Origin of the sequence: Burkholderia sp. 28_3, from assembly GCF_003253915.1 — a bacterium.
In the GTDB taxonomy this organism is placed as follows: Bacteria; Pseudomonadota; Gammaproteobacteria; order Burkholderiales; family Burkholderiaceae; genus Burkholderia; species Burkholderia cenocepacia.
In genome coordinates this window covers 117,690-126,826 of the sequence record NZ_QKZF01000017.1, presented here as the reverse complement: position 1 = coordinate 126,826, position 9,137 = coordinate 117,690, and the positions used below count along the sequence as shown (strand labels likewise).

At 66.7% G+C, this 9,137-nt stretch carries 11 protein-coding genes and 1 riboswitch; of the genes, 4 read left to right on the top strand and 7 right to left on the bottom strand.

Going from position 1 to position 9,137, the window contains the following annotated elements:
- Nucleotides 1–14: 14 nt before the first annotated feature.
- Entirely contained in the window at nucleotides 15–1,295 is a 1,281-nt protein-coding gene (locus tag DFS13_RS28525; RefSeq protein ID WP_006483719.1) for an EAL domain-containing protein, read from the bottom strand.
- Between the two features lie 243 nt (nucleotides 1,296–1,538).
- On the opposite strand from DFS13_RS28525, the gene DFS13_RS40410 reads away from it, so the two are divergent.
- Complete coding sequence (locus DFS13_RS40410) at nucleotides 1,539–1,760, top strand: hypothetical protein (RefSeq protein ID WP_155123394.1); 222 nt, start codon at nucleotides 1,539–1,541, stop codon at nucleotides 1,758–1,760.
- A gap of 41 nt (nucleotides 1,761–1,801) precedes the next feature.
- On the opposite strand, the gene DFS13_RS28515 is transcribed toward DFS13_RS40410, so the two are convergent.
- The 4 genes from DFS13_RS28515 to thiC form a co-directional block, all read right to left on the bottom strand.
- Complete coding sequence (locus tag DFS13_RS28515) at nucleotides 1,802–2,728, bottom strand: DMT family transporter (protein ID WP_006483721.1); 927 nt, start codon at nucleotides 2,726–2,728, stop codon at nucleotides 1,802–1,804.
- A 149-nt stretch (nucleotides 2,729–2,877) separates the two neighbouring features.
- Entirely contained in the window at nucleotides 2,878–3,132 is a 255-nt protein-coding gene (locus DFS13_RS28510) for a hypothetical protein (protein WP_006497666.1), read from the bottom strand.
- A gap of 216 nt (nucleotides 3,133–3,348) precedes the next feature.
- A complete protein-coding gene (locus DFS13_RS28505) occupies nucleotides 3,349–3,561 on the bottom strand; it encodes a glycine zipper 2TM domain-containing protein (RefSeq protein ID WP_011545020.1) in 213 nt (70 codons plus the stop codon).
- A 245-nt stretch (nucleotides 3,562–3,806) separates the two neighbouring features.
- Entirely contained in the window at nucleotides 3,807–5,738 is a 1,932-nt protein-coding gene (gene thiC, locus DFS13_RS28500) for a phosphomethylpyrimidine synthase ThiC (protein WP_006483722.1), read from the bottom strand.
- Nucleotides 5,739–5,813: 75 nt separating this feature from the next.
- Nucleotides 5,814–5,930: riboswitch (TPP riboswitch) on the bottom strand.
- 270 nt (nucleotides 5,931–6,200) lie between these two features.
- Between thiC and DFS13_RS28495 the strand changes: the two genes are divergently transcribed.
- The 3 genes from DFS13_RS28495 (at nucleotide 6,201) to DFS13_RS28485 (ending at nucleotide 7,985) form a co-directional block, all read left to right on the top strand.
- On the top strand, nucleotides 6,201–6,458 hold the full coding sequence (locus tag DFS13_RS28495) for a pentapeptide MXKDX repeat protein (RefSeq protein ID WP_006483713.1): 258 nt from the start codon (nucleotides 6,201–6,203) through the stop codon (nucleotides 6,456–6,458).
- 76 nt (nucleotides 6,459–6,534) lie between these two features.
- Nucleotides 6,535–7,167 carry a cytochrome b/b6 domain-containing protein gene (locus DFS13_RS28490; RefSeq protein ID WP_048989213.1) on the top strand — a complete coding sequence of 211 codons (633 nt, stop codon included), beginning with the start codon at nucleotides 6,535–6,537 and terminating at the stop codon, nucleotides 7,165–7,167.
- Between the two features lie 29 nt (nucleotides 7,168–7,196).
- On the top strand, nucleotides 7,197–7,985 hold the full coding sequence (locus DFS13_RS28485) for a molybdopterin-dependent oxidoreductase (protein WP_006483716.1): 789 nt from the start codon (nucleotides 7,197–7,199) through the stop codon (nucleotides 7,983–7,985).
- A 34-nt stretch (nucleotides 7,986–8,019) separates the two neighbouring features.
- Here DFS13_RS28485 and DFS13_RS28480 read toward each other — a convergent pair whose 3' ends face one another.
- Both DFS13_RS28480 and DFS13_RS28475 read right to left on the bottom strand, forming a co-directional pair.
- A complete protein-coding gene (locus DFS13_RS28480) occupies nucleotides 8,020–8,301 on the bottom strand; it encodes a helix-turn-helix domain-containing protein (RefSeq protein ID WP_077020035.1) in 282 nt (93 codons plus the stop codon).
- On the bottom strand, nucleotides 8,298–8,651 hold the full coding sequence (locus tag DFS13_RS28475; protein WP_034200791.1) for a type II toxin-antitoxin system RelE/ParE family toxin: 354 nt from the start codon (nucleotides 8,649–8,651) through the stop codon (nucleotides 8,298–8,300). The genes DFS13_RS28480 and DFS13_RS28475 overlap by 4 nt, the downstream gene beginning before the upstream one ends.
- Between the last annotated feature and the right edge of the window lie 486 nt (nucleotides 8,652–9,137).

Sequence of the window (9,137 nt, the reverse complement as noted above, 5' to 3'; positions counted from 1 at the left end):
GCTAAGTGCGCCGGCTAGCGCATCACGGTTCCCGCGCTGTCGAGCACGAAATCGACGCAGAACACGACGAGCCGGCTCTGCGCGCGGATCGCGACGGCGGCTGTATAGCAGTCGCGGCCTTCCGTCAGCGAGAAGTGCGGGCCCATCAGCGCGACGCGTCCCGGCGCGGCGATCGCACGCTGGAAATACGGGCGCCGCGACCAGTTGCTGTGGGTTTCCGGGAACAGCGGCGCGAGACGGGTGACGCTCGCCTGGCTGTCGTCGAGCGGGGCGCCGATCGACGGCAGGAACTGTTCGCCGGTCTCGTCCGTGACGAACACGCGGCGCGCGGCCGGCACCGCGAACACGCGTTGCGCGGCGTCGTGCAGGTTGCCGCTTGCCGAAAACGCGGCTGCGCCGCCGAGCACCAGCCGTTCGATCGCGTCGAAGCCGGGCTGTTCGGCGACCGCCGGCGTGTGCCGGCGCGCGATGAAGCGTCGCCACGCGGCGTCGAGCATCGCGGGCGCCGCCGCGCTCGCGTGCGCGATCGACGCATCGGGCTGGCCGAACTGGAAACCCTGCACGAAATCGATGTCGGCTTCCATCAGCGCCTGCAGTGCGTCGTCGCTTTCGACGCCTTCGGCCAGCACCATCGCGCCGGCCTGGTGCAGCATCGACACGAGGTGATGCATGATGCGGCGATCGTCGGCCGAGCCGGTCGAACGCTCGACCAGCGAGCGGTCGAGCTTCACGATGTCGGGCCGTGCGCGCCACACGCGGTCGAAGTTCGAGAAGCCGGTGCCGAAGTCGTCGATCGCGATCAGGAAATCGCGATGCTGGATCATGTCGATCGTGCGGGCGAGCGCGGCTTCGTCGCGCGCCGGCTGCTCGACCACTTCCAGCACGATGCGATTCGGCGGCAGCGCGAAATGCCGGCATAGCGCTTCGACGAACTCGCGCTGCACGAGGCCCGTATCGAGCACGCGCGGCGTCACGTTCAGGAACAGCCAGCCGTCGCCGATGCCTTGCGCGACGAAGTTGGCCGTGTGCAGGCAGCGCGCGAGCCGGTCGAGCAGCAGCGCGTCGGCGTCGCCGCGCGTCTTGTCGAACAGCGCGGTGGGCGACACCAGCGTGCCGTTCCCGTCGACGACGCGCAGCAGCGCCTCGTAGCCGACGACGCGCTTGTGCGTGATCGACAGCACGGGCTGGAACACGCTGCGCAAGGTCGTGGTGCGATAGGTGGCGAGCCAGCCCTGGGGTGTCGGCGTGAGGCGTTCGAGCAGGGCGTCGAGCGACAGGTCGCGGGTGGACTTCATGTCAACGGTGCCCGGGAGCGGACGGCGGGGCGGCGGCGCATCGCCACGCCGATGCAGCCGCATGCGCAGGCGGACGCAAAAGAACGTGGGGCATCGAGACCGCCTTCTGCGGATGAGTTTTCCGAGTGTAACGGGATTGCCGCGGCGCGCGTATCAGGGTAACTCCAGACGCAAACGGTACACCGCGATTCCGGCCCGTGCCCGGCGGTGCAGCGAGGGGCGCCGCGTGCATGCGCGCGGTGCATGACCGTCGCGAAACGAAGCGCGCCGCAGCGGCAGATGACAATCTCGCGACAGGGCCTCGGCATGACCGTGCGTCGCCGCGGCGCGACGCGCAGGCTGATGCGGGAAATCCCGGCGGTGGCCGCCGCCGTCAGACGAATGGGGCGAATGCCCGCGCGTCACGATGCGATTCGCAGCCCGTCGGCACACCCGCGTCGCTTCGCCGCCGGCATTACCGCGTGACGGGCGGCCGGCGGCAGTTCGTGCGCCCGGCGCGCCGATCGTCAGGCCGCTTCGCCGCCGCGCGGGCGCACGCCGGGGATCCGCTTGATCACGCCGGTTGCGAGCGCGGTGCCGACGAGCACGATCGCACAGCCTTCGATCATCACGGCCGACACGTGTTCGCCGAGGAACAGCGCCCCCCACAGCAGCCCGAACACGGGGATCACGAACGTCACGGTAATCGCGCGGGCCGGCCCGATATGCGCGATCAGGTAGAAGAAGATGAAATATGCGATGCCCGTGCATGCGACGCCGAGGGCGAGCACCGCGCTCCATGCGTGCACGCCGACCGGCGCGGCCGGCCACGTCGCGATCGCGAACGGCAGCAGCAGGATGGTCGAGCCGATCATGCTGCCGGCCGCGTTGACGAGCGGATCGACGCCGCTGAGCTTGCGTTTCGTATAGTTGGCCGCGATGCCGTACAGCAGCGTCGCGCCGAGGGCGGCCGCGGCGGCGAGCGCGGTCGCGCCGGCGCCCGTGTCGCCGTGCGCATTCGCGATCTGGTTCCACACGAGCGTGAGCACGCCCGCAAACCCGATGACGAGACCGAGCGCGCGCGGCAGCGACAGCTTGTCCTTCAGCCACAGGTAGGCGACGAGCGCGCCCCACAGCGGCGTGGTCGCGTTGATCACCGACGTGACGCCGGCCGACAGCGTCAGCTCGGCGAACGCGAACAGGCAGAACGGGATGCCGGAATTCAGCGCGCCGACGACAAACAGCGGCCACGCATGGCGGCGCAACCGGGCGCCGAGATCGGCCGGTTTGAAGCGCGTCAGCGCGAAGCCCGCGAGAAACAGCGCGCCGATACCCACGCGCAGTGCCATCAGCGGCGCGACGCCGAAATCGACCACGCCGATCCGGATGAACAGGAAGGAGGCGCCCCACAGGGCGGCGAGCACGGTCAGCAGGAAAGCGTTCTTGGGCGACATCGATCGGCGGGGGCGGGGACGGGATGCGAGGAATCTTACACCGCGTTACCGCATCGTCGTTTCACGATCGGATGAAACGACAAGAAACGGGAATTTCGCCGCTTCCCGGGGGGGCGGATAGCCGGCCGCGCGTGGCGCGGCCGATCAGATCAGTGATGACGCCAGCCGCCGCGTCCGCCGAAACCGAAATTGAGCGACAGCGCCGGCCCCCAATAACCGCCCCATGCAGGCGCATACGCTGGCGCCGGATAGTAATAGGCGGGGGCCGGATCGACATACACGGGCGCGGGCTGGACCGGCACCGGCGCCGCCGTGTAATAGCCGCCCGGATAGTAGCCGTAGGGGTAGTAGCAGCCGGCAAGCGTCGTGCAGGCAAGCGCCGCGGCGACGAAGGTCCTGTTCATGATGTGTCTCCGGCGGAAGCCGGCCATCGGCAGATGCTTCAAGCTTAGGCCGAGTCCCGATGACACGGTATGAAAAACGGTAACCGATCATTTCCGGGCAGAGCGGCAGCGCCTGTTGCGGCACACATACGAAAACGGCGCTTCCGCATCGCGGAAACGCCGTTGAACCGACCGGCCTGCAGGTGGGCGACGCCCAACCGGCCGGTGTCGCGCTCGTTACTTGCCGACCTGGTTACCGATGATGCCGCCGGCCGCCGCGCCGCCCAGCGTCGACAGCGCGTTGCCGCCGATCGCCGCGCCGGCCACGCCGCCGACACCCGCACCGATTGCCGTATCGCGCTGGCGTCGCGACATCGAATCGCAAGCCGACAGGCTGGCCACGGTCGCGACGAGCAGCGCGCATACCCCAAAACGCCGAATCGAGTTCATGATCGTTGTCCTTGTGGTAGTGAACGGAAGGCGCACGACCGGCTGGCGGCCGCGCATATCCCCAATCTACGCGCCGTCCCATGACGCTGCTGTAAGGACTTGTTAAGGCTCGCGCGGTTTCGTAATCAATTGTTTCGCACGGCCCCGCAGGCACACGGCATGCGCAAACGACATGCGCAAAAAAGCCCGCTCGAAAGCGGGCTCCGTGCATCGCGATGCAAGCCGGTGCGGCTCGCCGCGCGCGCTTACTGACGGTGGTAGATCTCGGCGCCGGTCTTCACGAACTCGACCGCCTTGACCTCCATCCCCTTCTTCAGCGCTTCGGTTTCCGACACGCCTTGCTGCGCCGCGAATTCGCGCACGTCCTGCGTGATCTTCATCGAGCAGAAGTGCGGGCCGCACATCGAGCAGAAGTGCGCGACCTTGGCCGAATCCTTCGGCAGCGTCTCGTCGTGGAATTCGCGCGCCTTGTCCGGGTCGAGACCGATGTTGAACTGGTCTTCCCAGCGGAACTCGAAGCGCGCCTTCGACAGCGCGTTGTCGCGCACCTGCGCGCCCGGGTGGCCCTTGGCGAGGTCGGCGGCGTGCGCGGCGAGCTTGTACGTGATGATGCCTTCCTTCACGTCGTCCTTGTTCGGCAGGCCGAGGTGTTCCTTCGGCGTCACGTAGCACAGCATCGCGGTGCCGAACCAGCCGATCATCGCGGCGCCGATGCCGGACGTGATGTGGTCGTAACCCGGCGCGATGTCGGTGGTGAGCGGCCCGAGCGTGTAGAACGGCGCTTCCTTGCACCAGTCGAGCTGGAGATCCATGTTCTCCTTGATCAACTGCATCGGCACGTGGCCGGGGCCTTCGATCATCACCTGCACGTCGTGCTTCCACGCGATCTGCGTGAGTTCGCCGAGCGTCTTCAGTTCGCCGAGCTGCGCTTCGTCGTTCGCGTCGTAGATCGAGCCGGGACGCAGGCCGTCGCCGAGCGAGAAGCTCACGTCGTACGCCTTCATGATCTCGCAGATCTCTTCGAAGTGTTCGTACAGGAAGCTTTCCTTGTGATGCGCGAGACACCACTTCGCCATGATCGAGCCGCCGCGCGACACGATGCCCGTCATCCGGTTCGCGGTGAGCGGCACGTACTGCAGGCGCACGCCCGCATGGATCGTGAAGTAGTCGACGCCTTGCTCGGCCTGCTCGATCAGCGTGTCGCGGAAGATTTCCCAGGTGAGATCTTCGGCCTTGCCGTTGACCTTTTCGAGCGCCTGGTAGATCGGCACCGTGCCGATCGGCACCGGGCTGTTGCGGATGATCCACTCGCGCGTTTCATGGATGTGCTTGCCGGTCGACAGGTCCATCACCGTGTCGCCGCCCCAGCGGATCGCCCACGTCATCTTGTCGACTTCCTCGCCGATCGACGACGTGACGGCCGAGTTGCCGATGTTCGCGTTGATCTTCACGAGGAAGTTGCGGCCGATGATCATCGGCTCGGATTCCGGGTGGTTGATGTTCGCCGGGATGATCGCGCGGCCGCGCGCGACTTCGTCGCGCACGAATTCCGGCGTGATCTCGGCCAGCGCGTTCGCGCCGAAGGCCGCGGCGCCGAATGCCTGGCCCGGGTGCTGGCGGCCCATCATCGCGGCGAGCTTCGCGCCGTTCGGGCCGCTCGACTTCAGGCTCTCGATGTACTCGGCGCGGCGCTGGTTCTCGCGGATCGCGATGTATTCCATTTCCGGCGTGATGATGCCCTGGCGCGCATAGTGCATCTGCGTGACGTTCTTGCCGGCCTGCGCGCGGCGCGGGTTGCGGTGCAGGCCCGGGAAACGCAGCTCGGCCGTGGCCGGATCGGCCGCGCGCTCGAGGCCGTACTGGCTCGACAGGCCGGGGAGCACTTCGGTGTCGCCGCGCGCTTCGATCCAGCGCTGGCGCAGCGCCGGCAAGCCCGCGCGGATGTCGATCTTCGCGTCCGGATCGGTGTACGGGCCCGACGTGTCGTACACGTAGATCGGCGGATTCTTCTCGCCGCCGAAGCCGGTCGGCGTGTCGGCCTGCGTGATTTCGCGCATCGGCACGCGGATGTCGGGTTGCGAACCGGTCACATACACCTTGCGCGAATTGGGCAGCGGCGCGACAGCAGCGGCATCGACGTGGGCGTCGGCGGACAGAAACTTCGGATTGGCGTTCATGCAATCTCCTGATGTGGGGCGCTAGCTAAGCAGGAGACGAGATTCGTGAGGCGGCGGGTTTCGTCAGAGGGATGACGGCGAAATCCGTACGCTTCCCTGCGCTGGCATTATCCAGATCAGGTTCAAAGGGTATTTCTCACCCGCAATGCCGGTTGTTTGACCGAACGCATTGCAGGACCCCCGCGTTAGCAAGGGCACACGATACACCGGCTTGGCGGCGGTTTCAACCGGGTGCGGCGCGGATGCCGCCGGGCGATGGCCCGCTCGTGGCCGCCGGCGTGCGCACGGTGCGCCGCAGCAAGCGTTGCCGTCGACCCGCCACGCGGCCCCGGACACAAGCGGCGCGCAGTGCAGCATTTCCTTCCCTTATTCCCGGCTTCGAAAAAATTTTCGCAAGCGCTGTCATTTCCGGCCGCGTGCTCCGTCTATTCGACTCCTAAACCCATGTATCGGAGAGATGTCATGAAAAACGTATTCGTCGCCGCCTGTGTCGCCGCACTCGCCACGATTGCCACGGGGGCCTACGCGCAGAACGATGCGATGTCGAAGGACGGCATGTCGATGTCGAAGGACGCGATGGGCCACGACGCGATGGCGAAGGACGGCGCGATGAAGAAGGACGGCATGAAGAAGCATGCGATGAAGAAGGATGCGATGGGCCACGACGCGATGAAGAAGGGCGACGCGATGAAGAAGGACGCGATGAGCCCGTCGAACTGACGAATGCGTGCGGGGCGCGGCCGCCCGGTTACCGGCGCGCGTCGCGTCCCGCTGCATCATCCCGGGAGTCTTCATCATGCAAACGGTTCCTGTCACGGATCGCGCGGGCGCGCCGCCGCCCGCACCGACGATCCATCCGCGCTGGGTGCGCGCGAGCCATTGGCTCAACGCGCTCGCGGCGGTCCTGATGGCGTTGTCCGGCTGGCGCATCTACGACGCGTCGCCGATCTATCCGTCGTTCACGTTCGCGCACGGCATCACGCTGGGCGGCTGGCTCGGCGGTGCGCTGCAATGGCATTTCGCGGCGATGTGGCTGCTGTTCGGCAACGGGCTGTTCTATCTCGCGATGTCGATCGCGACCGGGCGCTTCGCGCGCAAGTTGCTGCCCGTGACGCCCGCGTCGGTGTGGCGCGACGTACGCGCCGCGCTCGGCGGACGGCTGTCGCACGACGACCTGAGCGTCTACAACGCAGTGCAGCGTGCCGCATACCTGACCGCGATCGTCGATCTCGTCGTGCTGGTGCTGTCGGGGCTCACGATCTGGAAGTCCGTGCAGTTCCCGCTGTTGCGCGAATTGTTCGGCGGTTACGACAACGCGCGCATCGTGCACTTCTGGGCGATGGGGCTGCTGGTCGCATTCGTGGTCGTCCACGTCGCGATGGCGTTGCTGGTGCCGCGCTCGCTGCTCGCGATGCTGCGCGGCCGCTGACCCGCGCGTCGCGGGCGAAGGAAATCATCATGTCGGAATCCGAAAAAAACCGGAGCGCGCCGCGCTGGACGCTCGACCGGCAATCGCTCGAGCTCGACGTGCGCCGCACGCTCGAGATGCCGTCGCGACGCCTCTTCAACCGGCGCGTGCTGACGCTCGGCGGCCTCGCGATGCTGACCGGCTGCACGCTGCAGGACGACGCGTCGGTCAACACGTTCCTCGAGAAAGTGTCGCGCATGAACGATCGCGTGCAGGCGTGGCTGTTCAATCCCGACCGGCTCGCGCCGACCTATGCCGAAGCCGATATCACGCGACCGTTTCCGTTCAACGCGTACTACGGGATCGACGACGTGCCGCACGTCGACGAATCGACGTATCGGCTCGTGTTGTCCGGCCGTGTAACGGGCAAGCGCGTGTGGACGCTCGACGAGCTTCGCGCGCTGCCGCACGCGGAACAGATCACGCGGCACATCTGCGTGGAAGGGTGGAGTGCGATCGGCCGCTGGGGCGGCACGCCGTTCGGCGCATTCCTCGCGCGCGCCGGCGCCGACACGCGGGCGAAATACGTGGGCTTCAAGTGCGCGGACGACTACTACGAAAGCATCGACATGCCGACCGCGCTGCATCCGCAGACGCTGCTCGCGTTCGATTACGACGGCCGTCGGCTGCCGCCGGAATACGGGTTTCCGATGAAGCTGCGGATGCCGACCAAGCTCGGCTACAAGAACCCGAAGCACATCATGGAAATCTTCGTGACCGATACGTTCCCGGGCGGCTACTGGGTCGATCAGGGCTACAACTGGTTCGGCGGATCGTGAGCGGTGCGCGCGGCGTGCACCGCTTGCGTGTGCGTCACGCGGAATCGCGCACCTGCAGATCGACGCGCAGGCCGACTGCCGAGGCCATGTTCACGAGCGCGTCGAGCCCGAACAGGTTGATCTTGCCGCGCATCAGGTCGGAGACGCGCGGCTGCGTGACGCCCAGCTGCTTCGCGGCCTCGGCCTGACTCAGTTCGAGCCGCGCGATGCGCTGCTTGAGCGCGATCATCAGTTCGGAGCGCAGCTTCATGTTCGCGGCTTCCGCCTGCTCGCGCTCGATTGCGTCCCAGACGTTCGCGTAACGTTCATCGGTCATCGTTTCAACTCCATCGTCAGCGTCCGATAGCGGCGGGCGGCGAGGTCGATATCGGTCTTGTTCGTGCGCGTCGATTGCTTGCGCAAGCAGTGCAGGACGTAGACGGCCTCGGTGAAAGTCGCGACGTAGACGATCCGGAATGCGCCGCTTGCATCGCGCAGGCGAATTTCCCGCACGCCGACACCGATCGTGCGCATCGGTTTCCAGTCGTCGGGTGCGAGGCCGCGCTGCACCTGATCGATCGGGGGGCCGGCTTCGCGTCGCGCAGGCAACGGAAAGCCGCGGAGATCGGCCAGCGCGCTGCCGACGAAAACGACGGGCTTCGGCGGAAGAATGTCTGGATTATACAAAATTTTGTATGGTCTGTGCAGGTGTCGGAAAGAAGCCGCGGGCGCCACCAGGAGCGCGCGCCGTCCGTCACGATAGGCGCGTCACGACGCGCCGACGCACAAACTGGTCGTCAGGCCGATGCTGGATCAAGGGGGGCGAATGGCGGCGCCGGCGCTCCGCGCCTTGCGTATCCGGCCCCGGATTTCGCCGCACCGCCGCGCGAAAAATGTCGCGCCGAAACATCAGTCGATAGGCTTTCAGACAGGTCCGACGATGCTTTCGAATCCTTGATGCCATAATGCCGAGCGTGTGCAGCCGACGCGGGTGCGCACGTTTTTTTTGCCCGTTTTTGTCCCTTTGCCGCCGCTTGCCGGTTCTCTTTCGTCGCCGTTCGCACTGCCATGTCGTTCCGCACGTTCGCTCTGCCTTCCCGGTCCCGCGTGGACCGTTTGCCGGCATCGCCGGCGTCTTTCAGCGGAGCACGCGGCGTGACGTGCGGGCAGGTG

Bases quoted from the DNA above. Each gene is read 5' to 3' on its own strand.
- DFS13_RS28525 (WP_006483719.1), bottom strand. From the start codon at position 1,295: ATGAAGTCCACCCGCGACCTGTCGCTCGACGCCCTGCTCGAACGCCTC.
- DFS13_RS40410 (WP_155123394.1), top strand. From the start codon at position 1,539: ATGACCGTCGCGAAACGAAGCGCGCCGCAGCGGCAGATGACAATCTCG.
- DFS13_RS28515 (WP_006483721.1), bottom strand. From the start codon at position 2,728: ATGTCGCCCAAGAACGCTTTCCTGCTGACCGTGCTCGCCGCCCTGTGG.
- DFS13_RS28510 (WP_006497666.1), bottom strand. From the start codon at position 3,132: ATGAACAGGACCTTCGTCGCCGCGGCGCTTGCCTGCACGACGCTTGCC.
- DFS13_RS28505 (WP_011545020.1), bottom strand. From the start codon at position 3,561: ATGAACTCGATTCGGCGTTTTGGGGTATGCGCGCTGCTCGTCGCGACC.
- thiC (WP_006483722.1), bottom strand. From the start codon at position 5,738: ATGAACGCCAATCCGAAGTTTCTGTCCGCCGACGCCCACGTCGATGCC.
- DFS13_RS28495 (WP_006483713.1), top strand. From the start codon at position 6,201: ATGAAAAACGTATTCGTCGCCGCCTGTGTCGCCGCACTCGCCACGATT.
- DFS13_RS28490 (WP_048989213.1), top strand. From the start codon at position 6,535: ATGCAAACGGTTCCTGTCACGGATCGCGCGGGCGCGCCGCCGCCCGCA.
- DFS13_RS28485 (WP_006483716.1), top strand. From the start codon at position 7,197: ATGTCGGAATCCGAAAAAAACCGGAGCGCGCCGCGCTGGACGCTCGAC.
- DFS13_RS28480 (WP_077020035.1), bottom strand. From the start codon at position 8,301: ATGACCGATGAACGTTACGCGAACGTCTGGGACGCAATCGAGCGCGAG.